Raw genomic sequence first — 22,213 nt, 5'->3', positions numbered from 1 at the left:
CAGCGAACATGTCCATCTTCCTGAACAAGGACAACAAGGTCATCGTCCAGGGCATCACCGGCGGCGAGGGCACCAAGCACACCGCGCTGATGCTGAAGGCGGGCACCAACGTCGTTGGCGGCGTCAACGCGCGCAAGGCCGGGACCACGGTCACCCATACCGACAAGGACGGCAACCAGATCGAGCTGCCCGTGTTCGGTTCGGTCGCCGAGGCGATCGAGAAGACCGGCGCCGACACCTCCATCGCGTTCGTGCCGCCCGCCTTCTCCAAGGACGCCATCATCGAGGCCATCGACGCGGAGATCCCGCTGCTCGTGGTCATCACCGAGGGCATCCCGGTGCAGGACTCCGCCTACGCGTGGGCCTACAACGTGGAGAAGGGCGAGAAGACCCGCATCATCGGCCCGAACTGCCCCGGCATCATCACCCCGGGCGAGGCGCTGGTCGGCATCACCCCGAACAACATCACCGGCAAGGGCCCGATCGGCCTGGTGTCGAAGTCGGGCACGCTGACCTACCAGATGATGTACGAGCTGCGCGATTTCGGTTTCTCGACCGCGATCGGCATCGGCGGCGACCCGGTCATCGGCACCACCCACATCGACGCCATCGAGGCGTTCGAGAAGGACCCGGAGACCAAGATCATCGTCATGATCGGCGAGATCGGTGGTGACGCCGAGGAGCGTGCCGCGGCCTACATCAAGGCCAACGTGACCAAGCCGGTCGTCGGCTACGTCGCCGGTTTCACCGCGCCCGAGGGCAAGACCATGGGCCACGCCGGTGCCATCGTCTCCAGTGGTGGCGGTACCGCGCAGGCCAAGCAGGAGGCTCTCGAGGCCGCGGGTGTGAAGGTCGGCAAGACGCCGTCCGCCACCGCCGCGCTGGCCCGCGAGATCCTGGAGAAGGCGTCGATCGCTTCCGCCTGATCCGACGGATCTCACACTACGAAGGCCGCTTCCCAGGTTTACGGGAGGCGGCCTTCGTCGATTCATCCACAGGCGGTGGTTTGTCCACAGGCCGATCGGTTGGTGATGACCCGGGACAGCGCGTGCAGTAGCGTCAAGACCGGATCACCACCAGTCAGTTCGACGCGACCGATGCGCACGACTCGACAAGGAGACGACGACATGTCATACCCGACCGGGGGCTCCGGGTACAACGCACCCGCGACACCCGCCGCGCCCAGCCAGGGCCCGAGCACCGGAGCCGCCGCGGCTGCGCCATCGACCGCCGACGGCGCGGAGACCAAGGGCCTGCCCTTCCTCCTGACCGCGGCCGCCGCCGGACTCGGTGTGGTGACGTTCCTGCTCGGTTTCGCGCCGTTCGTGGGCATCACCCTGCTCAAGACCACCGAGACCGCGTCCATCTTCGAGACCACCGGCTCGGCCAACGCCACGCTGGTGCTGCTGGCCGCGCTGCTGGCCGGATTGTCGTTGCTACCCAAGCAGAATGTGCGCGGCGTGGCGGCGGCGGCCGCCGTGGCCGGGTTCGTCGGCATCGTCGTGTCGCTGATCAAGGCGGGCGACGGCACCGAGCTGCAGTGGGGCTCCTACGTCATCACCGCGCTGTCGTTCATCACCGCGGTGCTGCTGGTGCTGGCGCTGCTGTTCGGCCTGGGCATCATCAAGGCGCCCGCGCCGAAACCGGCTCAGCCGCAGCAGCAGCCGGGCCAGTACGGGCAGTACGGGCAGCAGGGGTACGGCCAGCAGGGTGGCTATGGTCAGCCCGGCCAGCCGGGTCAGCAGTACGGGCAGCAGCAGGCTTTCGGCCAGCCGTCGACCGGTGGCCAGTACCCGACCCAGTCGCCCTACGGTCAGCAGAGCCAGCCGTCGGTGCCGCAGGCCCAGCAGCCGTCCTACGGGCAGCAGCCGGGTCAGCCGTCCTACGGTCAGCAGCCGCAGCAGTCGCCCTACGGTCAGCAGCAGTACGGCCAGCAGCCGCAGCAGCAGTCGCCCTACGGCGCGCAGCCGCAGCAGCAGGCGCAGCCGCGTCCGGACGAGAGCGCCACGCAGAACTACGGTGGCCAGCAGCCGGGTCAGCCCTTCGGTGGCGCGTCCTACGGTGCGCCGAGCGCGCCGTCGGCGCAGCCGGGCACCGCGGCGGGTCAGCCGTTCGGTGGCGAGCAGACGGCCGATCCGGCCGCCGACGCCACCACCGCGTTCCGTCCGAACGACGACCAGAAGTAATACCGACGGCCGCCGCGCGTGGCAGGAGGTGCGATCGCGAGCCCACAGGTGTGCCTGTGGGCTCGCGGCGCGCCTGCCCCGCGCCCGCCGGGGAAGCTGCCACGCTGAATTGTCATGAGCTCCCGTAACGCCCTGGTGCGCCGGACCTCCGGGTCACTCGGCGGCCGAGGGGCGACCGCCGCCGCACCGCCGCCGGGTCGCGAACCCGGGTGGTGGACACCCTCGCCGGAGCGCGCGCGGACCCTGCTGCTGGTCGCCGCCCGGCCCACGATCTGCGCGCTGGCGGCCACGGTGCTGCTCGTCCTGGTGGTCATGCTGACCACCGACACCGATCTCACCAGCGCGCCCGCCGCGGTCGGCGCCACCTGGCTTGCCGCCCACCAGATTCCGCTCACCGTCGGCCGCACGACCCTCGGGCTGCTGCCGCTGGTCCCCACCGCGCTGCTGTGCTGGCTGGCCGCCCGCGAATGCGCGCGGGCCGTGCCGAACCGGCCGCAGCCGATCGACCTGGCCTGGCTGGCCGGGGCCGTGCTCGCCGGACCACTGCTGATGACCGCGGTCTGTCTGGCCGTCACCGGGGACGCCGCCGGGGTCACGCCGCTCGAACCGCCGGGCCCGATCTCGGCCTTCGGCTGGGTCATCGTGCTGTATCTGGGCGCGGCCGCGGCGGGCATCGTCAGCCGCGCGTGGCCCGAGGTGTGCGCCCTGCTGCCCGTGGAGATCCCGGGCTGGGCGGTGCTCGGCGCGCGCGCCGCCCGTCGCACCGTGCTGCGCATGCTCGGCTGTGCCGCGCTGGCCACGGTGATCTCGCTGTTCGCGCACCTGTCGCGCTTCGAGGTGACCTATCAGCAGGCCCACAACGTCACCGATGTGCTGGGTACCAGCCTGCTCGCGCTGCTGTATCTGCCGAATGTGGTGATCGCCGCGGCCGGGCTGCTCTCCGGTGCCGCCGTGCAATTCGGCACCGGGTCCGTCGGACTGTTCGGGGTGAGCGGTGCGCAGCTACCGGCGGTACCCGCGCTGATCCCGGTGCCCGAGGGCCCGGCCTCGGCCTGGTGGCCCGCGCTGCTGCTGGTGCCGCTGGCCGTCGGCGTGCTCGGCGGTGTCGAACTCGGCCGCACCAGCGACGACCGTCCCGGCGCCCCCTGGGCCACGCTCACCTCCGCCGGGCTGTCGACCCTGGCGTTCCTGCTGCTCACGGTCCTGGCCAGCGGACAGCTCGGCGCGATCGGGTGGGTCGGTACGGATCTGCTCATGCTGGTCCCGCTGATGGTGACCTGGTTCGGTGTCGGCGGGTTCGTCGGCATGGTCTTCGCCCGCCGCTTCCTGACCCCGACCGCCCCGGTCGAGGACGACGATTACTACGACGACTACGACGAGGACTACTACTACGACGAGGACGACGAAGACCCCGACGACGACTACGACGAGGATTACGACGACGAGGACACCTACGACGACGCCGACACCCCTGTCGAAGTCGACGCCGAACTCGTCGAGGACATCGATGACGACGTCGAGGTGAGCATCGCCGCTCCCGGCTCCACGACCGAGCCCACCGAGGAGATCGTCGACGCCGAGGTGGTCGAGGCGGACCTGCCGGAAGGTGACACGACCACCGGTCGTTAAGCTCGACCCGGCGGTATCGCCGAATCGCCGCCATCCGACCACACGCAGGAGTAGAGCGCTGACCAGCAATCCGGCCACCGTCGTCGTCCTCGCCTCGGGCACCGGCTCGTTGCTCGCCGCCCTGCTCGCGGCCGCCCAGGAGCCCGGATATCCCGCGAAGATCGTCGCGGTCGGCGTCGACCGGGTCTGCGCGGCCACCGACCACGCCGAGGCCGCCGGAATCGAGCACTTCCGCGTCGCGGTCCAGGATTTCCCGGATCGGGCCGCCTGGGACCACGCGCTGACCGAGGCCGTCGACGCCTTCCGGCCCGACCTGGTCGTCTCGGCCGGTTTCATGAAGATCGTCGGCCCCGCGTTCCTCGAACGCTTCGGCGGCCGCTTCATCAACACCCATCCCGCGCTGCTGCCGTCGTTCCCCGGCGCGCACGGGGTGCGTGACGCGCTCGCCTACGGCGCCAAGGTCACCGGCTGCACGGTGCACCTGGTCGACGCGGGCGTGGACACCGGCCCGATCCTCGCCCAGGAGGCGGTCGACGTACTGCCCGGCGACGACGAGGCCGCCCTGCACGAACGCATCAAGGTTGTCGAGCGACGGTTGCTGGCGGAGGTCATCGCCGCCGTCGCGACGCGAGGCATTGTCTCCGACGGACGAAAGGCAGAAATTCCAGATGAGCGAGCACGCCGGTGAGTGAACGTAAGGCGATCCGCAGGGCGCTGGTGAGCGTCTACGACAAGACCGGGCTCGTCGAGCTGGCCACCGGACTGCACGCCGCTGGCGTGGAACTGGTGTCGACCGGCTCGACCGCGGGCAAGATCGCCGAGGCGGGCATTCCGGTCACCAAGGTCGAGGACCTGACCGGTTTCCCGGAGACCCTCGACGGCCGCGTCAAGACGCTGCACCCGCGCGTGCACGCGGGCATCCTGGCCGACACCCGCCGTCCGGAGCACGTCGAGCAGCTCGTGGAGCTCGGGGTGGAAGCCTTCCAGCTGGTCGTGGTGAACCTGTACCCGTTCACCCAGACGGTGGCCAGCGGCGCCAGCGTCGACGAGTGCGTGGAGCAGATCGACATCGGCGGGCCCTCGATGGTGCGCGCCGCCGCCAAGAACCACCCGTCGGTCGGCGTGGTCGTCGACGTCACCGATTACGACGACGTGCTCGCCGCGGTCAAGTCCGGTGGATTCACCCTCGCCGAGCGGACCGCGCTGGCGGCCAAGGCCTTCCAGCACACCGCCAGCTACGACGTGGCCGTGGCGAGCTGGATGGGGTCGGTGGCCGTGCCCGCCGTCGCCGAGGAGACCGAGCAGTTCCCGAACTGGGTCGCCGGTTCCTGGGCGCGCGCCGCGGTGCTGCGCTACGGCGAGAACCCGCACCAGGCCGCCGCGCTGTACACCAGCAACGACGGCACGGTGGGCATCGCGCAGGCCGAGCAGCTGCACGGCAAGGAGATGTCGTACAACAACTACACCGACGGTGACGCCGCCTGGCGCGCCGCCTTCGACTTCGACGAGCCCGCCGTCGCGGTGATCAAGCACGCCAACCCGTGCGGCATCGCCGTGGGCGCCGACATCGCCGAGGCCCACCGCAGGGCCCACGCCACCGACCCGGTCAGCGCCTACGGTGGCGTGATCGCGGCCAACCGCGAGGTCAGCGTGGAGATGGCCGAGCAGGTCGCCGAGATCTTCACCGAGGTGATCGTGGCTCCCGGCTACGCGCCCGGCGCGGTGGAAGTGTTGCAGCGCAAGAAGAATGTGCGCGTGCTCGTGGCCGAGCCGCCGCAGCGCAAGGGCGTGGAGCTGCGTCCGATCAGCGGTGGCGCGCTGCTGCAGGACCGTGACGTGCTCGACGCCGCGGGCGACGACCCGGTCAACTGGACCCTCGCCGCGGGCGACCCGGCCGACGCCACCACCCTGGCCGACCTCGAATTCGCTTGGCGCGCTTGCCGTGCCGTGAAGTCCAACGCCATCCTGCTGGCCAACGACGGTGCCGCCGTCGGTGTCGGCATGGGCCAGGTCAACCGCGTCGATTCCTGCAAGCTCGCTGTCGAGCGCGCCGGTGACCGCGCCGCCGGATCCGTCGCCGCCTCCGACGCGTTCTTCCCGTTCTCCGACGGCCCCCAGATCCTGGTCGCCGCGGGCGTGCGCGCCATTGTCCACCCCGGTGGCTCGATCCGCGACAAGGACACTGTGGACCTCTGCAAGGAAGCGGGCGTCACCCTCTACCTCACGGGCGCTCGCCACTTCGCCCACTGAGTTCGTTCGAACCCCAACGGGTGTCGCACCAACCGGTGCGGCACCCGTTGTCGTCGGGGCTATTTCGTGCCCAGGACCTGGCGGGTGCCGAGGGGGGACTTCAAGGTGAGTTCGGTGGTGCCGAAGATGAGGTTCATGGTGCACATCTTGCCGACGGCGTCGGCGCGAGTGCCCGCGCGGAGGGTGATGGTGACGGCGTCGGAGGACTCGGTGACAGTGGCGTCGATGCCGTGGCACTGGGGGTTGCCGGTCTGGTAGTTGACGGCGATCGTGTTGTCGCTCAGGCGAGTCCACGAATCCAGGGGGAGGGGGTGGGGTTCGAGGATGGTGGGGTCGGGGGTGAAGCGGTGGCCGATGGCGGCGTCGGGGGCCTCGGCGACGGTGGTCGTGTCGGGTTGCGGCGCCGGGGAATCGGAGGTGCCGCACGCGGTGAGGGGCAGGGTGAGGGCGGCCAGGGCGGCAGCGGCGCGCGCGACGGTTCTCATGGCGATCAGCCTAGACGGCGGCCCGCGCGCGGCCGTGCGCACAGCGGGCGCATTCTAAACGCGACGCAGCCCACAGTGAACTTTCCGCGAACCGTGCGCGTAACTCACCCATTTCCGCTCTGCGGGGACTACATTCGGCTGCGATGCGACGCCGTGGCATACGGCGAGCATCGCTTTGTTGGATGCTCTGCAACTGGATCTTCGAAAGGACGAACGTGGGCGACACGCTGCGCGTAGGCGAAGAACTGGGACTGGGACAGTCCCTGACCGGCGGTGCGTACACCCTGGCCCTGCAGCCGGACGGCAACCTGGTGCTGTCCGAGCCCGACGGTAACGTCGTGTGGGCCGCGCAAACTCATGGACAGGACGTGCAGCGCGCGGCCCTGCAGATCGACGGCGACTTCGTCCTCTACAAGGGCGACGGCGCGCGCGTGTGGGCGACCGACACCGCGGGCAAGAACGTCGAGCGGCTCGTGGTGCAGCCCGACCGCAACGTCGTGATCTACGGCACCGACGACTCGGTCGCGTGGGCCACCGCCACCAACACCGACAACCCGCTGCCCGCGCCGGAACCGGAGCCGGTGGCCGCGGCCCCCGTCGCCGAAGAGGTGCCCCCGCCGCCCGCCGCGCAGACCTACACGGTCGAGCCGGGCGACACCCTGTGGGCCATCTCGGAGCGTTTCTACGGTGACGGCAACCGCTACCACGAGATCGCCTCGGCCTCGGGCATCGACAACCCGGACCTGATCAACGCAGGGCAGGTCCTCACCATCCCGTGAGGTAGAACCGTGTCCTGACACACGAAAGTGGCCCCGAGGCAACAGCTTCGGGGCCACTGTCGTGTCGGCGCTACTTCGTGGTGGTGAAGGGCAGCAGCGCCATCTCGCGCGCGTTCTTCACCGCGACGGCGACCTGTCGCTGCTGCTGCGGGGTCAGGCCGGTGACTCGGCGGCTGCGGATCTTGCCGCGGTCGGAGATGAAGGTGCGCAGCAGGTTGACGTCTTTGTAGTCGACGTACTCGATGCCCGCCGCGATCAGCGGGTTCTTCTTGGGCTTGCGGCCCTGCTCGGCGCGTGCCTTCTTGGAGGGTGCTCGCTTCACTGCCATGGAATTTTCCTTACCAGCTCGATTTGTGGACCCCGGGGAGCTCGCCCCGGTGGGCCATCTCGCGCACTCGGACACGGGAAAGGCCGAACTTCCGGAGATGGCCGCGTGGCCGTCCATCAGCAGCATCCCGATTGCGCAATCGTACCGGACTGGCATCGCGGGGCTGGGCGCGCAGTTCGGCCTGCGCGGCCGCGCGCTGCTCGTCGCCGGTGTCGGGCTTGCGGATGAGCTCCTTGAGCTCGGCGCGACGCGCGGCGTAGCGCTCGACGATCGCGCGGCGCTGTTCGTTGCGGGCGATCTTGGACTTCTTCGCCATCAGCGCTCCTCGCGGAAGTCGACGTGCTTGCGCACGACGGGGTCGTATTTGCGCAGGACCAGGCGGTCGGGGTCGTTGCGCCGGTTCTTGCGGGTGACGTAGGTGTAGCCGGTACCCGCGGTGGACTTCAGCTTCACGATCGGCCGGAGTTCGGTCGCTTTCGAGGCCATGGATCAGCTCCTAGATCTTGTCGCCCCGGGCGCGGATGCGGGCCACCACGGCCTCGATCCCGTCCCGGTCGATGGTCTTGATGCCCTTGGCGGAGACCGTCAGCGTGATGCGACGGCCCTCGCTGGGCAGGTAGTAGGTCTTGCGCTGGATGTTGGGGTTCCAGCGCCGGTTGGTGCGCCGGTGCGAGTGCGAGACGGCTTTCCCGAACCCGGGCTTGCGACCGGTGACCTGGCAGTGGGCCGACATGCGACCTCCCTCCATGGATATGACAACCATTTTCGACAACAGGTATTCCGCACTGTACCGTTGGCCCTCGGGTAAATGAAAATCGTTATCGAAAGGGGTATCGGGTGCTGGACCAGTCCGACCGGAGAACGCCCGTGGTGCTGCTGGCTGGCTTCTCCGGACCCGCCATGAGCGGCGTCGAGCACATCGCGGCGACGCTGAGCCAGGACGCGGGCACCGTGGTGGTGCACCACGACCTGGCCGAACTGCGCGAAGGCGTGGTGCGCCGCACCGTGCACACCGCGGGCAATGTGACCACCACCGTGCTCGAGTTGGCGCACGGCTGTGTGTCGTGCACGCTGCGCGCCGACCTGCTGCCGATGCTGTGCACGCTCGCCGCGCGCGAGCCGGTGCGGCGCATCGTGCTGGCGCTGGACCCGGCCATCGAGGCCGAGGCGCTGAGCCAGGCGATCGAGAACGTCGAGGTCACCGGGGTGGCGGATCGGGTCGACGGGCCCGCGAGCCGCAATGTCCGCATCGAGGCCGTGCTGACCTGCCTGGACGGGCAGCAGTGGCTGGCCGACGCCACCGGCGACGAGGCGCTGGCCGATCGCGGCCTGGCCGCAGCCGACGACGAGCGCACGGTCGCCCAGGTGGCGGTCGGTCAGGTGGAGTTCGCCGACGCGCTGGTGGTGCTGGCCACCGATGTCGACGCGCTCGAACGCGAGCGGCTGGGCGCGGTGCTCGACCGGCTCGCCCCCGCGGCGCCGACGGCCTGGCTCGACACGCTGACCGGCTTCGACGACATGGAGATCGGCGCGCTGCTCACCCGTGTGCCCGCCGACTCCCGACGCGGCCGGATCTTCGACGCGCACGCCCCGCTGCTGCGCGGGCAGCCGCCGCTGGCCACCGACTACGGTGTCTCGATCATCGAGTTCGCCGCCCGCAGGCCGTTCCATCCGGTGCGCCTGCACGACGCGCTCGACGTGCTCTTCGACGGCGTGGTCACCGCGCGCGGCCGGATCTGGCTGGCCACTCAGCCCGACCAGGTGGTCTGGCTGGAGTCGGCGGGCGGCGGTCTGCGCGTCGGCAGCGCCGGGCGCTGGCTGGCGGCCATGAGTCCCGAGGAACAGGCCGAGGCCGATCCGGACCGCCGGGCGATGGCCGCGCTGCGCTGGGACGAGCGGTTCGGCGATCGCGATGTGTCGCTGGTGATCCTGGCCCACGACGTGGACCCGGCCGAGATCCGGCACGCCCTGCACTGGGCCCTGGTCGAGGACGACGAGCTGCTGCTGGTCGACCGCGCGCCGGAACGAGTCGCGCTGTGGGAGGACCCCTTCGGCGACTGGCACGAAGACCCCTGCGCCGATCCCGCCGAGGCGCCCGCCACGGCGAGCGAGCGCACCAACCCCCGAGGAGAATCAGCATGAAAGCGGGCATCCACCCCGATTACCACCCGGTCGTGTTCGAGGACGCGAGCACCGGCAAGCGGTTCCTGACCAGGTCCACCGCGACCAGCGACCGCACCGTCGAGTGGACCGACGGCAACACCTACCCGTTGCTGATGGTCGATGTGACCTCGGATTCGCACCCGTTCTGGACGGGCACCCACCGCAATCTCGACACCCAGGGCCGGGTGGAGAAGTTCGAACGCAAGTACGGCAAGCGCGCCCGCGCGGGCAAGGAGGGCTGAGTCATGGCGGTTCCCAAGCGTCGGATGTCGCGCTCGAACACCCGCAGCAGGCGTTCACAGTGGAAGGCGGCGGTGCCGCAACTGGTTCCGGTCACCGTGGCGGGCGTGGAATACCGCGTGCCACGACGTATCGTCAACGCCGTGCGACGTGGCCTGATCGACCCCTCGCGGATCTGAGGGACGCGCCGCGCCGGAGTCGGGCGACCGACACCACAATGGCCTGCCAGGTAGTGAAACCTGGCAGGCCATTGCCTATGCGACCCGACCACGACGGTTTGCGGCCCGCCTCGCGTCCGAGGGGCGAGACGTCACGGCGAAGCCGAAGTATCGCCCCTCGGACGCGAGGCCCAAGGGGGCCGCAAACCCGCGGCGCCAGCCGCCTATGATTCAGCCCTCGCGCTCGGCGAGTTCGACGAGTGTCGCGGCGAGCTGGAAGAACTTGTTGTTGCCCAGGTCGGCGATGGTCTTGATCTTGAGCGCCTCGAGCAGCTGCTTGTCGTGCGCCTCGGTCAGCCCGGCCAGGGCCGACGGCGGTGCGGCGAGGATCTCCGCGAGCGTCTTGTTTTCGAATTCCTTGTCGAGAACTTTGTCGAGCACCACGTTGACGGCCATGCGAACTCCTTCGAACGAACCCGGATGTCTGGGCGAGACGGACAGCGCCCATCCGCGACGATAGTCCCGCCGGGTCGTGTGTGGGGCGGGAACGCGCCGTGCTCGGGGTGTTGTCGGGAGCCTGCTGTTCAGGGGGCTTGCTCGCGCACTGTCGTGCCTGTTCAGGGGCGTGAGGTGGGAGCGGGGCAATCGGCCGGTTAACCCTGTGACGCATACCACTTGGTGAGAGACGGTCGTCGGGCTTGCCGGGCGATTGCTGGCGACGCGATTACCGACTCGCGGTTTGTTTTCTGGCACAAGAGAATTCCGGAACACCTGATGCGGAGTCCTGGGCGGGTATGTACTCTCGTGCACGAGGGCGGGTTCTCCGGTGACGGAGAACCCGCTCATCGCCACTTCAGGGGCGGTTTTTCGATCGAATCCGCAGTCTCGCGCGAGATTTCGCGAATGGGGCGGACGTCCACAAATTTTCCGGCAAACCGGACGTTAGCTGGTCGCCGACGGCGTGACCGCGTCCCGCCGGTCCGGTGCCACCAGCACCGCGGTGATCGGCACCGTCAGGCCCAGCGCGCCGATCACGAACATCGGGAACACCAGATCGAACAGTTGCAGCCCGGTGGGCGCGCGGGTGCCGGGGTCGATCGAGAACTCCAGCGCCGAGACACCGAGGTGGTACACCCCGGCCACACCCAGCGCGAACAGCGCCGAGGCCAGCACCCGCAGGCCGATCAGGCGCACCGACTGGAACGCCCACAGCATCGCGGTGCACAGGGCGATCGCGGCCAGCATGGCCAGGCCGATCAGGCCCAGCGACTCCTCGACGCTGCCCTGCACGCTGAGCGCGTCGAGGGTCAGGTAGGTCGAGAGCCCGATGCTCACGCCCATCGTCAGCCCGCCGACGATCACCCGCGGCAGCTGCGGTGTGCGCCCGCCGATCAGCAGTCCGGCCAGCACCCCGACGACCGCGATGGCCAGCGCCGAGGTGCCGATCGCACCGCTGTAGCGCAGCGGACTGTCATGGACCCGCACGCCGAGCAACGCCACCGAATTCGCCAGCCACAGGCCCACTCCGCCGAGCGAGACCGCCGCCATCGTCAGCCAGAGCAGCCGGAACTTGATCGAGTACCGCGCGTGCCGCACACAGGCGAAAGCCACCAGCGCGCCGAGCATCGACAGCGCCGGGGCGAGCCAGGCGACCCCGCCGCCGCGCCCGAACGCGTCGGCTCCGGTCGCGGCGAGCGCGTCAACCACGCCTGCCCGCCCCCTCGAACTGCTGCGGTTCGAGCTGGGCGATGGCGTATTCGGTCACCGCCGCCAGGGCCTGACGGACCTCGACGGCGTTGCGCGCGTCGATGTCGACGATCGGGATGCCCTCGCGCACCGAGAGCGCCTCGCGCAGTTCGGCGATCGGGAAACGCGGGGCGTTGGGGAAGCGGTTGACCGCGATCAGGAACGGCAGGCCGCGCGCCTCGAAGAAGTCGACGGCGGCGAAACTGTCCTCCAGCCTGCGGGTATCGATCAGCACCACCGCGCCGATGGCGCCGCGGATGAGGTCGTCCCACATGAACCAGAAGCGCTTCTGGCCCGGGGTGCCGAACAGGTACAGCACCAGGTTGCCCGGCAGCACGATGCGGCCGAAGTCCATGGCGACGGTGGTGGTTTCCTTCTCCGGCGTCTCGGCGAGGTCGTCGATGCCGTCGGAGAAATGGGTCACCATCGCTTCGGTGCGCAGTGGCACGATCTCTGACACCGCCCCCACGAAAGTGGTCTTCCCGGCGCCGAATCCGCCCGCCACGACGATCTTCGTCGACGCGACGCGCTGGTCCGGTGTCGGTGGGCGCATGCCATCAGAGGCCACGGAGTCCACGCAAAGTCCTCTCCATCAGTGATCGGCGTTCGTCGTAGCTCGCCTGCTCGGTCAGCGTCGAATGCACTCGAAGAATCCCGCCTACTACGAGATCGCCGATCATTACCCGGACCATACCCAGTGGGCGCCCGAGGTATGCGGCTATTTCCGCGACCGAGAGCCGATGTGTGCCCAGACGCACGATTTCGGTCCGCAGATCGCCTGCGGGCCACTCCAAGTGTGCGGTATAGGAGACCGTTTCGATCACCGCCTCCAGCGGCAGCGCGATCGCGGGCTCGGTGCGACCCGAGGTGAGGGCGTAGGGCCTGACCCGGGTTGTCGGCCGGTTTTCGGATCCGTAAGGGCTCGACATCTCACCTAGCCCGCGGAGCGGGCGGTGGCGGTGACCGCCGAGCCCACCCGGTCGACGAGCAGCGCCATCTCGTAGCCGATCCGGCCGATGTCGTGGCTCTTGTTGGCCAGAACCGCCAGGTGCGAGCCGTTTCCGACGCTCATCACCAGCAGGTAGCCGCGCTGCATCTCCACGATCGACTGCATCACCTTGCCGCCGTCGAACAGATGCGCCGCGCCCATCGACAGGCTCGCCAGACCCGCGGTCACCGCGGCCAGCTGCTCGGCGCGGTCGGCGGGCAGGTGCGGGCTGGTCGCCTGCAGCAGGCCGTCGGCGGAGACGAGCACCGCGTGCGAGACCCCGGGGACATCCCGGGTGAAGCGGGCGACCAGCCAGTTCAGGTTCTCGTCCGTGGGATGCGCGTTGCTCATTCGAGGCCTCCGTCGTTGTGCTGGATCTCGGCGCGGCCACTGCGAACGCCGCTGAGATGTCGGGTCAAGTTGTTGCGGATCTCCTCGGGATCGCGCGGGCCCGCTTCCTCGGCCGGGGACAGTCCGCCGGGCACCAGCTGGGCCCCTGGTTTCCGGATCGGCAGGCCGCCGACGGTGCGGGAGGAGGTCGGCGGGCTGCCCGCGCTGGCCGCCGCCGACCAGCCGTCGTCACCGGGCGCGCTCCACGAGGAACCACCGTTGGCACCGCCGGATTCGGCGGGCGCGGTGGCGGGTTCGACCAGCCATTCCGAGACCATCCGCTGGTAGATCGGCGTCGGCGCCTCACCGGTGACCGGCTGCAGCCGGGTGCTCGTGGTGGTCGGCGTCGGTTCGGCCTCGGCGTGCTGCGGTTCGGGCTCCGCGCGGCGCGGTTCGGGCTCGGGACGTAGCGGCTCGGGCTCCGCGCGGTGCGATTCGGGCTCGGCGCGGCGGGATTCGGGCTCGGGGCGGCGCGGCTCGGGCTCGGGGCGCGGCTCCGGCTCGACCGGGGTCGGCGCGGTCAGGCGTTGCGGCAGGCCGAGCGGGCGCGGGGTGGGCTCGGGTTCGGCGGGCGGGGCGGGCAGGTCGTCGGTGTCGTGTTCGTGCTCGGCCCACAGGCCGGTGGGTTCCTCGGAGTCGACCGGCACCGGTTCGGGCAGTGGCGTCGGCACCGCGGCCGGGCGGCGCTGCGGCAGCCCGGCTTCGGTCCTCGGGGCGTTCGCGTCCAGGGGGACCAGCGTCGGGCCGGTCGGGACGAGCGGATGCGGGCCGGTCGGCACCAGCGGGTGTGCGCCGGGAGCGGCCGGGGGAACCAGCGGGTGCGGGCCGGTGGCCGCCGAGGGGACCAGCGGATGCGGACCGGTGGACGCCGAGGGGACCAGGGGGTGCGGTCCGGTCGACGGAATCAGCGGGTGCGGACCCGTCGCCGACGACGGCAGCAGCGGGTGCGCGCCGGACAGGTCGGGCGCGATGATCGGGTTCGGGCCGGTGATGTCGGCCGGTGTCAGCGCGTGCGGGCCGATCGCGCCGGGCACGAGCGGGTTCGGGCCGGTCGACACGATCGGGTTGGGACCGGTCGGCGGACCCGAGGACGCGGGCGTCTGCGCGACGAGCGCGCTGGGCAGATGCACGCTGGCGGTGATGCCGGGCTGGGCGGGCTGCCCGGCGGTGCGCCGCAGGCTGACGGTGATGGTGTGCCGCTTGGCCAGTCTGCCGACCACGAAAAGACCGATCCGGCGGGCGGTCTCGATGGTGACCTCACCACCGGAGGCGAGCCGGTCGTTGGTGGTCTGCAGGTCCTCGGCCGACATGCCGAGGCCGCGGTCGGTGATCTCGATGAGGTACCCGCCGTCGACCGCGCGGCCCACGATGACCGCCACCGAGGTGCTCGGCGGCGAGTAGCGCAGGGCGTTGTCGATGAGCTCGGCGAGCAGGTGCTCGATGTCGACCGCGGACTCACCGGCGACCACGCCGTCGGGCACGTTGCCGATCTCGACGCGCTGGTAGTCCTCCACCTGCGAGACCGCGCTCCAGAGCATGTCCGACAGCGGCACCGGCGGCAGATGCCCACGCCGCAGCGCGGTACCGGCGAGCACGAGCAGGTTGTCGCCGTTGCGGCGCATACGGGTGGCGAGGTGGTCGAGACGGAACAGCGTCTGCAGGCGCGAGGGGTTGTCCTCGTCGTGCTCGAGTTCCTCGATGAGCGCGAGTTGCTGCTCGACCAGCGACTGGCTGCGGCGCGAGAGCGTCTCGAACATGTTGCCGATCTGCAGGCGCAGGCGGGCCTGGTCGGCGGCCAGATTCAGCGCCTGCTCGTGGATCTCGTCGACGGCGCGGGCCAGCTGTCCGACCTCGTCGGTGGAATGCACGCCCACCGGGGCGATCTCGGGGGTCGCCCCGCCGCTGCGCACCACGGCCAGCTCGTCGGGCAGCTTCACGTGCGCGACCTCGAGCGCGTCGCGGCGCAGCCTGCGCACCGGCACGACCAGCGTGCGCGCGACCGCCAGCGCCAGCGCCAGACCGGCCAGCAGCATGCCGAGCACCAGGGTGGTCTCGCGCAGCGCGGCGGTCTGGGCGGTGGCGGTGTTGGCGTCGAGGGTGCGGTCGACGGTGTCGAGCAGGGTGTTGATGGTGGAGGCGTAGGTGTCGGCGCTGACCTGCAGGGTGTTGAGCACCGCGGCGTTGGTCGTCGGGTCGCCGTTGTTCTGGCTGAACACGCTGATCCGGGTCTGCACCGCGTCGAGCAGCGAGGCCATCGCGCCCGCGTTCTCGGGCAGGATCATGCCGTAGGTCTTGATCATGGTCGACTCGGAACCGAGCTCGATCAGCATCTTGGCCCGCGCGCTCGGGGTGCTGGTGGCCTCCGGGGACACCACCAGGGTGCGTTCCCTGGTGAGCACCCGGCGGGCCTGGTGCAGCGCGGTCAGCTGCAGGAAGTAGCGCTGCACGACGAAGTCCTCGACCACCGGGGTCTTGGCCAGCGCGTTGCCGATGCGGTCGGCGATCTCGTCGGTCTGCTCGCTGACCATCGCGGGGGAGCCGCCGCGCACGGTGTTGCGCAGGGTGGCGCCGGTGGCGGTGGCGGCGGCGAGGTCGGCGGCGACGGCGGGGTCGATGCGCGCCGAGCGCAGGGCGTTCTGGACCTCGGCGAGCGCCTGGTCGTAGGTGGTCAGGGCGGCGTCGGTCTGCGGGTCGGCGATCGCACCCCAGTTGGCCGTGGCCGCGACGGCGAGTTGCTCGGTCGCGGTGGCGAACTTGACGACCGGACGCAGGACGGTGGCCTGTTCGGTGGCGGCGCCGAGCTGGGTCATGGTCTGCAGCTCGTTGTTGATGCGCAGCACGGCGAAGGCGGTCGCCAGCATCACCGGCAGCACCAGCACCACACCGACCTTGCGCGTTACCGACCAGTTGGACAGGCTGAATTGCCAGGAGCGCGATGCAGGTTCCATCCGCGTGCGTTGCCTCTGCTTCCACGTGTGACTCCGGCCCGCGCGGGGAGGTCGCGGAGCGATGCGAGCGCAGAACCAACTGGAGGTCTTGTTATACCGCAGGAAAGATACCGTGCTGGGTGATCAACGGCAATCCGGGCCACACCCCTGGAAATTCGCCGAATATGCGCTGCCACAAAGACGATTCGTGGGGCTTTGTCAAGAGCTCCAACGTTCGCTGACAGGTTACAGACGAACCGGTCCGTTCTTCGTCGCGGCGTACCCTCTCAGTGCGTTCTCAGTCGGTCACGGCAAACTGGGCGCATGCGCATTCTGGTAGTCGACGACGACCGTGCCGTGCGGGAATCCCTGCGCCGGTCACTGAGCTTCAACGGCTACACCGTCGACCTGGCGGTGGACGGCATGGACGCGCTCGAGAAAGTGACCGCTGCCAGGCCCGATGCTCTCGTGCTCGACGTGATGATGCCGCGCCTGGACGGCCTGGAAGTGTGCCGCAGGCTGCGCAGCACCGGCGACGATCTGCCGATTCTCGTTTTGACCGCCCGCGATTCGGTCTCCGAACGGGTGGCCGGTCTCGACGCCGGTGCCGACGATTATTTGCCGAAACCATTCGCGTTGGAGGAATTGCTGGCGCGTTTACGCGCGCTGCTGCGTCGACGAACCCCCGACGCGGGTGAGGCGTCGGAGGCGATGGTGTTCGCCGATCTGTCGCTGGATCCGGTCACCCGGGAGGTCGCGCGCGGCGATCGCGCCATCAGCCTGACCCGCACCGAGTTCTCCCTGTTGGAGATGCTGATGGCCAATCCGCGTCGGGTGCTCACCCGCGGCCGCATCCTCGAGGAGGTGTGGGGCTACGACTTTCCCACCTCCGGCAACGCGCTCGAGGTCTACATCGGCTATCTGCGCCGCAAGACCGAGGCCGACGGCGAGCTGCGGCTGATCCACACCGTGCGTGGCGTGGGCTACGTGCTGCGCGAGACCCCTCCGTAGGCGGCGGACATGGCACACAAGGAGCCCGCGGTCGCGGCCCTGCGCCGCCCGCCCGACGCGGGCGAGATGCGTCCGCCGATGCCGCTGACGCGCTCGGTCTCGCTGCGCTGGCGGGTGACGTTACTGGCCGCCTCGGTGGTACTCATCGCCGTGGCGGTGACCTCCATCGCCGCCTACGCGCTGGTGGCGCGCTCGCTCTACGACGATGTCGACGCCCAGCTCGAGGCGCGCGCGGCCACCATGATCAACAACAACTTCGAGATGCTCGGCTTCCAGTCGATCGTGCTGGCCGGGCTGTTCTCCAACGATGTCGGCGTGGCGCTGATCTACGCCGACCACAAGCCCTACATGCCGCCCCAGCAGACCATTCCGCCGGTCGGCACCCAGGAACTCGCCGTGGCCGACGGCAAGCTCAACTCGTCGCTGCGCACCGTCGGTGACCAGCGGGTCCTCGCCGCGCGCACCAACAGCGGCGCCACCCTGATCATCTCCCAGAAGCTCTACCGCACCCGCGAGGTGCTCGACCGGCTGGCCTGGCTGCTGTTCGTGGTCGGCGCCTGCGGCGTGGTGCTGGCCGCCGCGGCGGGCACCGCGGTGGGCCGCACCGGGCTGCGTCCGATCGCCCGGCTCACCGCCGCCACCGAGCGGGTCGCGCGCACCGACGACCTCACCCCGATCCCGGTCACCGGTGACGACGAACTGGCCCGGCTCACCGAGAGTTTCAACACCATGCTGCGCGCGCTGGCCGAATCGCGCGATCGTCAGCGTCGTCTCGTCGCCGACGCGGGCCACGAGCTGCGCACCCCGCTGACCTCGCTGCGCACCAACATGGAACTACTCATCGCCTCGGGCAGGCCGGGCGCGCCCCAGTTGCCCGACGAGGACATGGCCGAACTGCGCGCCGACGTGGTGGCCCAGATCGAGGAGCTGTCCACCCTGGTCGGCGACCTGGTCGACCTGGCCCGCGAGGACGCCCCCGAAACCGTCTACGACCGGGTGGATCTGGGCGACGTGGCCGAGCGCGCGCTGGAGCGGGCCCGTCGCCGTGGCACCGGCATCACCTTCACCGCCGAACTGCGGCCCTGGTTCGTCTACGGGCACGAGGCGGGGCTGGAACGCGCGGTGCTGAACGTGCTCGACAACGCCGCCAAGTGGAGCCCGCCCGAGGGCGAGGTCCGCATCGCCATGCGTCCGGTGGGCGAGGGCCTGCTGGAACTGTCGGTCGGCGACGCCGGTCCCGGCATTCCGCCGGGGGAGCGGGAGCTGGTCTTCGAGCGCTTCTACCGGACCACGGCCTCGCGCTCGATGCCCGGTTCCGGGCTCGGGCTGGCCATCGTCAAGCAGGTGGTGACCAAGCATGGTGGCACCATCGTGGTGGACACCTCCCCGCGCGGCGGCGCGCTGGTGCGGATCGTGCTGCCCGGTGAGGCGCCGGTGTTCCCCGACGAAACCGCGGCGATCTGAGCGCCGGAACCGGAGTCTCGGAAAACTGACGGCGCGATCTCAGGCGCCTCTCAGTAGCCGTCGCGAAGCTGGTCGGCAAGCGTGAGGAGACTGAAACCATGACCGACGATCCCCAGCAGCGACCCGCTGACCAGCCCGGTGCCGGAGCGGGTGGCGCGGATCATCCCCATCCGTACGGCCCGCCGCCCGCCCAGGGCTATGCCATTCCCCCGCAGGGCGAGCAGGGCTTCGCGGCCGCGCATACCGGGCAGGGTTACGCGGCCCCTCCGCAGGGCGAGCACGGCGGCTACACCGGGCAGGGGTACGCCGCCGTTCCGCCCGCCTTCGGTGGCCCCGCGCAGGGCGGTCATCCCGGCCCCTACGGTCCGGCCCCGGCCGCGCCGCGCAAGCCGCTGCGGCTGGGACTGATCGCGGGGGCGACGGCGATCGCGCTGGTCAGCGGCGGTATCGGCGGCGCGGTCGGCGTGCTGGCCACCGGCTCGGACGCCGCGACCGTCACCAATGCGCTCGAGGCGCCCAAGCCCGCGGTGAACAATGTCGCCAACGCCCCCGCCGGGTCCACCCAGGCCGTCGCGCAGCGGGTGCTGCCGAGTGTCGTGATGATCAAGGTCGCGGGCAATCGCGCCTCCGGGGAGGGTTCCGGGGTGGTGCTGTCCTCCGACGGGCTGATCCTCACCAACAACCACGTGGCCGCGGGCGCGGGCAGCGGCGCCAAGATGGAGGTCGTCTTCAGCGACGGCAGCACCGCCCCGGCCACCATGATCGGCGCCGATCCCGTCTCGGATCTGGCCGTCATCAAGGTCAGCGGCAAGACCGGCCTCACCCCGATCGAGCTGGGCACCTCCGACGGGCTGGCGGTGGGTCAGTCGGTGATCGCCATCGGGTCCCCGCTCGGCCTGGCCGGTACCGTCACCACCGGCATCGTCTCGGCGCTCAACCGACCGGTCTCCACCAGCGGTGAGGGCGTGCCCAGCGGGGTGAACCCGGTGATCGACGCGATCCAGACCGACGCCGCGATCAACCCCGGCAACTCCGGCGGCGCGCTCGTCGACGGACAGGGCAAACTCATCGGCATCAACACCGCCATCGCCAGTCTCGGCGGCGAGGCGGCGGGCGCCCAGAGCGGTTCCATCGGCCTCGGGTTCGCGATCCCGGTCGACCAGGCCCGCCGCGTGGCCGACGAACTGATCAAGACCGGCCACGCCACCTACGCCCAGATCGGCATCAAGCTGCGCCCGCAGGACTCGGCCGCGCGGGTGCTCGAGGTGACCCCCGACAGCCCCGCCGCCGCGGCGGGCATCCCGGTGGGCGCGGTCGTCACCCGCCTCGACGACCGGCCGATCGACTCCGGTGACGCGCTCATCGCCGCGGTCCGCTCGCACCAGCCGGGCGACAAGGTGAAGCTCACCTACACCGATGAGCAGGGCGGTAACGCCAAGACCGTCGAGGTCACGCTCACCGCCGCCGCGGCCGAGGGTGGCCGATGATGCGTTCGAGCGCTGCGCTGTCGTGTGTAGGCGCTACGGTGATGAGCATGGACATCGATGCTCCCGTGGCAGGGCGTGCACTGGTTGTTGTCGTCGACGATCGAACCGCGCATGGCGGGGTGGATTCGCTCGGCCCGCTCGTCACCGAACTCCTCAACGAGGCGGGCTTTCTCGTCGACGCCTCGGTGAGCGTGCAGGCCGAGGAGGTCGAGATCCGCAACGCGCTCAACACCGCGGTGATCGGCGGTGTCGACCTGGTGATCTCGGTCGGTGGCACCGGTATGTCCCCGCGCGATGTCACCCCCGAGGCCACCACCCAGGTGCTCGACCGCGATCTGCCGGGCATCACCGAGGCGTTGCGCGCGTCCGGTCGCGTCGCCGGTTCGCTCGACGCGGGCCTCTCGCGCGGTGTCGCCGGGATCTCCGGCAGCACCCTGGTGGTGAATCTGCCGGGCACCCGCGCGGCCATCCGCGACGGCATGGCGACGCTGGGTCCGTTGGCCAGCAAGGTGATCGGCGAGCTCTCCGGATTGGACGAGTGAGCTCGATGACGACGTCGGACAGCACCTCACCGGAGCAGCGGGACGCGGCCCGGCGCAAGGCCGCCGAGGCCCTGCGCCTGGCCCGGATCTTCGGTGACGTGCTGCCCGAAACCACCCGGGACGAACGTGGTTCGGAGCACTCGGGCGACAATGACGAATGGCTGCGCGCGCAGGTTCCGCCGCACCACGGGTGACCGCACCGTTATCCCGCGTAACGCTCCGGTAATAAAACCTCACCGGAATGTATTGTTCGCGGTGATTGCGAAGCGGTGACGAATTCCCCGAGACCACGCGACAGCGTGGTCTTTTGTCGTATAAGCACCCTTTGTCCGGTTCGCTCCGGCTCCGTCGATCCCGGTTGACGCTCCCGGACACTGATGCATAAATGCACGTCAAAGCATGTTGCGATGTGCGCATCCGTGTCTGTGTCGACGCTGAAATTTACGAACTCTTTCCTTGGCGTAAAGCCGCCGCAGCGTTTAATGTTCGCCATCGGGCCAGCAACTACCGGCCCTCACCACCCCGCTCCGTGTGTCGATCAACCCCCTTTGGCGGAACCCTGGCTCGGGTTCCGCGCACAGCCCCCGCCGTATCGTCGAAATAACAGTTGGTTACGCAACGGCAACAAAGGGGCGACACACTGAGCTGGGCCTGTGAGGTCCACCCGTTCGGTCTCGAAAGTCGAGACCGGCTGTTAGACACCTGATGAGGGGAAGTATGAGCGAGAACCGCACCACTGGTGTGCGTCGTGGCGCCCGCGCCGCGAGCGTCGGCGCTGCCGCGGCCGCCGTGGCCTTCGGCCTGCTGTCGACCGGTGCCGCCAACGCCGATACCTTCGTACCGTTGCCGGACGGTCAGAAGGTCAGCCCTGCCGGAGTGACCATCACCCGCACCGCCGAGCACGCCCTGATCTCCCCGTCGATGGCCGCCAACGGCGCGGGTCGCGTCGTCTGGGTCTCGGGCACCGCGATCGCCGAGGTCGCCGAGACCCCCGAGGGCGAAGTCGGCCCCTGGAACGGTCCGTCGGGCCGCCCCGGTTCCAACAACTCCTCCACCCACGGCACCTCCCAGCTGAACACCGGCTACATCGTCGGTTGCCAGGTGAGCATCGCCGACGACGCGATCGGCGCCGGTGTGTCCGGCGGCATCAGCACCGGCGGCGTGACCGCGGGTGGCTCGATCGGCGTCAACCTGGGCCCGGGCGAGGTCAAGTTCGTCCAGATCAGCTCGAAGGACATCCTGAAGGCGGGCACCTACGCCATCGATTACCAGGACGCGGAGATCGAGATCCAGGGCTGCGCCGGTTACGCGCAGGCCCGGGCGTACACCGTGGTCGAGATCATCGGCGACCACTACTCGAAGACCACCCTCTACGGGATGCCGTTCAGCATCGGCTGACGTCTGTCGAACCGGTACGAATCTTCTTCTCGCTGCGGCGAA

26 protein-coding genes are annotated in these 22,213 nt (G+C 69.9%); 15 read left to right on the top strand and 11 right to left on the bottom strand.

From position 1 onward, the window contains the following. Nucleotides 1-8: 8 nt before the first annotated feature. The 5 genes from sucD to purH all read left to right on the top strand — a co-directional run bounded on the left by sucD (nucleotide 9) and on the right by purH (nucleotide 6,065). The gene (gene sucD / locus QC180_RS04890; protein WP_278261379.1) at nucleotides 9-926 is read left to right on the top strand and encodes a succinate--CoA ligase subunit alpha; all 918 of its coding nucleotides are present in this window, start codon (nucleotides 9-11) and stop codon (nucleotides 924-926) included. 201 nt (nucleotides 927-1,127) lie between these two features. Continuing rightward, complete coding sequence (locus QC180_RS04885) at nucleotides 1,128-2,186, top strand: DUF5336 domain-containing protein (RefSeq protein ID WP_278261378.1); 1,059 nt, start codon at nucleotides 1,128-1,130, stop codon at nucleotides 2,184-2,186. Nucleotides 2,187-2,300: 114 nt separating this feature from the next. After that, a complete protein-coding gene (locus QC180_RS04880; RefSeq protein ID WP_278261377.1) occupies nucleotides 2,301-3,815 on the top strand; it encodes a cell division protein PerM in 1,515 nt (504 codons plus the stop codon). Between the two features lie 58 nt (nucleotides 3,816-3,873). Continuing rightward, nucleotides 3,874-4,503 carry a phosphoribosylglycinamide formyltransferase gene (purN, locus tag QC180_RS04875; protein ID WP_278261891.1) on the top strand — a complete coding sequence of 210 codons (630 nt, stop codon included), beginning with the start codon at nucleotides 3,874-3,876 and terminating at the stop codon, nucleotides 4,501-4,503. Next, the gene (gene purH / locus QC180_RS04870) at nucleotides 4,500-6,065 is read left to right on the top strand and encodes a bifunctional phosphoribosylaminoimidazolecarboxamide formyltransferase/IMP cyclohydrolase (protein ID WP_278261376.1); all 1,566 of its coding nucleotides are present in this window, start codon (nucleotides 4,500-4,502) and stop codon (nucleotides 6,063-6,065) included. The genes purN and purH overlap by 4 nt, the downstream gene beginning before the upstream one ends. Nucleotides 6,066-6,124: 59 nt before the next feature. Here purH and QC180_RS04865 read toward each other — a convergent pair whose 3' ends face one another. Continuing rightward, the gene (locus tag QC180_RS04865; RefSeq protein WP_278261375.1) at nucleotides 6,125-6,550 is read right to left on the bottom strand and encodes a hypothetical protein; all 426 of its coding nucleotides are present in this window, start codon (nucleotides 6,548-6,550) and stop codon (nucleotides 6,125-6,127) included. Nucleotides 6,551-6,765: 215 nt separating this feature from the next. Here QC180_RS04865 and QC180_RS04860 point away from each other — a divergent pair, with 215 nt between their 5' ends. After that, complete coding sequence (locus tag QC180_RS04860) at nucleotides 6,766-7,329, top strand: LysM peptidoglycan-binding domain-containing protein (RefSeq protein WP_278261374.1); 564 nt, start codon at nucleotides 6,766-6,768, stop codon at nucleotides 7,327-7,329. 70 nt (nucleotides 7,330-7,399) lie between these two features. Here QC180_RS04860 and rpsR read toward each other — a convergent pair whose 3' ends face one another. The 4 genes from rpsR to rpmB are packed head-to-tail and all read right to left on the bottom strand — an operon-like array spanning nucleotide 7,400 to nucleotide 8,390. After that, nucleotides 7,400-7,657, bottom strand: coding sequence for a 30S ribosomal protein S18 (rpsR, locus tag QC180_RS04855; RefSeq protein ID WP_067979995.1), 258 nt, complete (start codon nucleotides 7,655-7,657; stop codon nucleotides 7,400-7,402). Between the two features lie 10 nt (nucleotides 7,658-7,667). After that, nucleotides 7,668-7,973 (bottom strand): 30S ribosomal protein S14, encoded by a 306-nt coding sequence (gene rpsN / locus QC180_RS04850; protein WP_278261373.1) that lies wholly within the window; start codon nucleotides 7,971-7,973, stop codon nucleotides 7,668-7,670. Beyond that, nucleotides 7,973-8,143, bottom strand: a complete 171-nt coding sequence (gene rpmG, locus QC180_RS04845) for a 50S ribosomal protein L33 (protein WP_278261372.1) — start codon at nucleotides 8,141-8,143, stop codon at nucleotides 7,973-7,975. Before rpmG ends, rpsN begins: the two co-directional genes overlap by 1 nt. Before the next feature lie 10 nt (nucleotides 8,144-8,153). Further along, nucleotides 8,154-8,390, bottom strand: a complete 237-nt coding sequence (rpmB, locus tag QC180_RS04840) for a 50S ribosomal protein L28 (protein ID WP_019049258.1) — start codon at nucleotides 8,388-8,390, stop codon at nucleotides 8,154-8,156. 104 nt (nucleotides 8,391-8,494) lie between these two features. On the opposite strand from rpmB, the gene mrf reads away from it, so the two are divergent. The 3 genes from mrf to rpmF are packed head-to-tail and all read left to right on the top strand — an operon-like array spanning nucleotide 8,495 to nucleotide 10,239. Continuing rightward, nucleotides 8,495-9,799 (top strand): ribosome hibernation factor-recruiting GTPase MRF, encoded by a 1,305-nt coding sequence (gene mrf / locus QC180_RS04835; RefSeq protein WP_278261371.1) that lies wholly within the window; start codon nucleotides 8,495-8,497, stop codon nucleotides 9,797-9,799. After that, complete coding sequence (locus tag QC180_RS04830; protein ID WP_278261370.1) at nucleotides 9,796-10,062, top strand: type B 50S ribosomal protein L31; 267 nt, start codon at nucleotides 9,796-9,798, stop codon at nucleotides 10,060-10,062. The genes mrf and QC180_RS04830 overlap by 4 nt, the downstream gene beginning before the upstream one ends. 3 nt (nucleotides 10,063-10,065) lie before the next feature. Then, nucleotides 10,066-10,239, top strand: a complete 174-nt coding sequence (rpmF, locus tag QC180_RS04825; RefSeq protein ID WP_278261369.1) for a 50S ribosomal protein L32 — start codon at nucleotides 10,066-10,068, stop codon at nucleotides 10,237-10,239. Nucleotides 10,240-10,449: 210 nt separating this feature from the next. Here rpmF and QC180_RS04820 read toward each other — a convergent pair whose 3' ends face one another. From QC180_RS04820 to QC180_RS04795, 6 genes are all read right to left on the bottom strand, one after another. Further along, on the bottom strand, nucleotides 10,450-10,674 hold the full coding sequence (locus QC180_RS04820) for a hypothetical protein (RefSeq protein WP_278261368.1): 225 nt from the start codon (nucleotides 10,672-10,674) through the stop codon (nucleotides 10,450-10,452). A 486-nt stretch (nucleotides 10,675-11,160) separates the two neighbouring features. Beyond that, the gene (locus QC180_RS04815) at nucleotides 11,161-11,925 is read right to left on the bottom strand and encodes an MHYT domain-containing protein (RefSeq protein WP_278261367.1); all 765 of its coding nucleotides are present in this window, start codon (nucleotides 11,923-11,925) and stop codon (nucleotides 11,161-11,163) included. Next, nucleotides 11,918-12,517: a GTP-binding protein gene (locus QC180_RS04810; protein ID WP_278261890.1), complete on the bottom strand. Its 600-nt coding sequence runs from the start codon at nucleotides 12,515-12,517 to the stop codon at nucleotides 11,918-11,920. Before QC180_RS04810 ends, QC180_RS04815 begins: the two co-directional genes overlap by 8 nt. Before the next feature lie 4 nt (nucleotides 12,518-12,521). After that, complete coding sequence (locus tag QC180_RS04805; RefSeq protein WP_278261366.1) at nucleotides 12,522-12,893, bottom strand: DUF742 domain-containing protein; 372 nt, start codon at nucleotides 12,891-12,893, stop codon at nucleotides 12,522-12,524. Nucleotides 12,894-12,898: 5 nt separating this feature from the next. Continuing rightward, the gene (locus tag QC180_RS04800) at nucleotides 12,899-13,303 is read right to left on the bottom strand and encodes a roadblock/LC7 domain-containing protein (RefSeq protein WP_056813970.1); all 405 of its coding nucleotides are present in this window, start codon (nucleotides 13,301-13,303) and stop codon (nucleotides 12,899-12,901) included. After that, the gene (locus QC180_RS04795; RefSeq protein WP_278261365.1) at nucleotides 13,300-16,290 is read right to left on the bottom strand and encodes a sensor histidine kinase; all 2,991 of its coding nucleotides are present in this window, start codon (nucleotides 16,288-16,290) and stop codon (nucleotides 13,300-13,302) included. Before QC180_RS04795 ends, QC180_RS04800 begins: the two co-directional genes overlap by 4 nt. 303 nt (nucleotides 16,291-16,593) lie before the next feature. Between QC180_RS04795 and QC180_RS04790 the strand changes: the two genes are divergently transcribed. The 6 genes from QC180_RS04790 (at nucleotide 16,594) to QC180_RS04765 (ending at nucleotide 22,171) form a co-directional block, all read left to right on the top strand. Then, a complete protein-coding gene (locus tag QC180_RS04790) occupies nucleotides 16,594-17,280 on the top strand; it encodes a response regulator transcription factor (protein ID WP_278261364.1) in 687 nt (228 codons plus the stop codon). 9 nt (nucleotides 17,281-17,289) lie between these two features. Further along, nucleotides 17,290-18,744, top strand: a complete 1,455-nt coding sequence (locus QC180_RS04785; protein ID WP_278261363.1) for a sensor histidine kinase — start codon at nucleotides 17,290-17,292, stop codon at nucleotides 18,742-18,744. A gap of 98 nt (nucleotides 18,745-18,842) precedes the next feature. Then, nucleotides 18,843-20,231, top strand: a complete 1,389-nt coding sequence (locus QC180_RS04780) for a trypsin-like peptidase domain-containing protein (protein ID WP_278261362.1) — start codon at nucleotides 18,843-18,845, stop codon at nucleotides 20,229-20,231. Further along, nucleotides 20,228-20,773: a MogA/MoaB family molybdenum cofactor biosynthesis protein gene (locus QC180_RS04775; protein WP_375930051.1), complete on the top strand. Its 546-nt coding sequence runs from the start codon at nucleotides 20,228-20,230 to the stop codon at nucleotides 20,771-20,773. Before QC180_RS04780 ends, QC180_RS04775 begins: the two co-directional genes overlap by 4 nt. A gap of 5 nt (nucleotides 20,774-20,778) precedes the next feature. After that, a complete protein-coding gene (locus QC180_RS04770) occupies nucleotides 20,779-20,967 on the top strand; it encodes a hypothetical protein (RefSeq protein ID WP_278261360.1) in 189 nt (62 codons plus the stop codon). Nucleotides 20,968-21,490: 523 nt separating this feature from the next. After that, complete coding sequence (locus QC180_RS04765) at nucleotides 21,491-22,171, top strand: MspA family porin (RefSeq protein WP_278261359.1); 681 nt, start codon at nucleotides 21,491-21,493, stop codon at nucleotides 22,169-22,171. The last annotated feature ends 42 nt before the right edge of the window (nucleotides 22,172-22,213 follow it).

Origin of the sequence: Nocardia anocheti (genome assembly GCF_029675105.1) — a bacterium.
In the GTDB taxonomy this organism is placed as follows: Bacteria; Actinomycetota; Actinomycetes; order Mycobacteriales; family Mycobacteriaceae; genus Nocardia.
Note: the sequence above shows the minus strand (reverse complement) of the source record. Positions and strands in the feature narration are given on the sequence as shown.

What these genes read in the sequence shown, in the direction of transcription:
- sucD (WP_278261379.1), top strand. Translation starts at nt 9, where the DNA reads ATGTCCATCTTCCTGAACAAGGACAACAAGGTCATCGTCCAGGGCATC.
- QC180_RS04885 (WP_278261378.1), top strand. Translation starts at nt 1,128, where the DNA reads ATGTCATACCCGACCGGGGGCTCCGGGTACAACGCACCCGCGACACCC.
- QC180_RS04880 (WP_278261377.1), top strand. Translation starts at nt 2,301, where the DNA reads ATGAGCTCCCGTAACGCCCTGGTGCGCCGGACCTCCGGGTCACTCGGC.
- QC180_RS04865 (WP_278261375.1), bottom strand. Translation starts at nt 6,550, where the DNA reads ATGAGAACCGTCGCGCGCGCCGCTGCCGCCCTGGCCGCCCTCACCCTG.
- rpsR (WP_067979995.1), bottom strand. Translation starts at nt 7,657, where the DNA reads ATGGCAGTGAAGCGAGCACCCTCCAAGAAGGCACGCGCCGAGCAGGGC.
- rpsN (WP_278261373.1), bottom strand. Translation starts at nt 7,973, where the DNA reads ATGGCGAAGAAGTCCAAGATCGCCCGCAACGAACAGCGCCGCGCGATC.
- rpmG (WP_278261372.1), bottom strand. Translation starts at nt 8,143, where the DNA reads ATGGCCTCGAAAGCGACCGAACTCCGGCCGATCGTGAAGCTGAAGTCC.
- rpmB (WP_019049258.1), bottom strand. Translation starts at nt 8,390, where the DNA reads ATGTCGGCCCACTGCCAGGTCACCGGTCGCAAGCCCGGGTTCGGGAAA.
- QC180_RS04830 (WP_278261370.1), top strand. Translation starts at nt 9,796, where the DNA reads ATGAAAGCGGGCATCCACCCCGATTACCACCCGGTCGTGTTCGAGGAC.
- rpmF (WP_278261369.1), top strand. Translation starts at nt 10,066, where the DNA reads ATGGCGGTTCCCAAGCGTCGGATGTCGCGCTCGAACACCCGCAGCAGG.
- QC180_RS04820 (WP_278261368.1), bottom strand. Translation starts at nt 10,674, where the DNA reads ATGGCCGTCAACGTGGTGCTCGACAAAGTTCTCGACAAGGAATTCGAA.
- QC180_RS04810 (WP_278261890.1), bottom strand. Translation starts at nt 12,517, where the DNA reads ATGCGCCCACCGACACCGGACCAGCGCGTCGCGTCGACGAAGATCGTC.
- QC180_RS04805 (WP_278261366.1), bottom strand. Translation starts at nt 12,893, where the DNA reads ATGTCGAGCCCTTACGGATCCGAAAACCGGCCGACAACCCGGGTCAGG.
- QC180_RS04800 (WP_056813970.1), bottom strand. Translation starts at nt 13,303, where the DNA reads ATGAGCAACGCGCATCCCACGGACGAGAACCTGAACTGGCTGGTCGCC.
- QC180_RS04795 (WP_278261365.1), bottom strand. Translation starts at nt 16,290, where the DNA reads ATGGAACCTGCATCGCGCTCCTGGCAATTCAGCCTGTCCAACTGGTCG.
- QC180_RS04790 (WP_278261364.1), top strand. Translation starts at nt 16,594, where the DNA reads ATGCGCATTCTGGTAGTCGACGACGACCGTGCCGTGCGGGAATCCCTG.
- QC180_RS04785 (WP_278261363.1), top strand. Translation starts at nt 17,290, where the DNA reads ATGGCACACAAGGAGCCCGCGGTCGCGGCCCTGCGCCGCCCGCCCGAC.
- QC180_RS04780 (WP_278261362.1), top strand. Translation starts at nt 18,843, where the DNA reads ATGACCGACGATCCCCAGCAGCGACCCGCTGACCAGCCCGGTGCCGGA.
- QC180_RS04775 (WP_375930051.1), top strand. Translation starts at nt 20,228, where the DNA reads ATGATGCGTTCGAGCGCTGCGCTGTCGTGTGTAGGCGCTACGGTGATG.
- QC180_RS04770 (WP_278261360.1), top strand. Translation starts at nt 20,779, where the DNA reads ATGACGACGTCGGACAGCACCTCACCGGAGCAGCGGGACGCGGCCCGG.
- QC180_RS04765 (WP_278261359.1), top strand. Translation starts at nt 21,491, where the DNA reads ATGAGCGAGAACCGCACCACTGGTGTGCGTCGTGGCGCCCGCGCCGCG.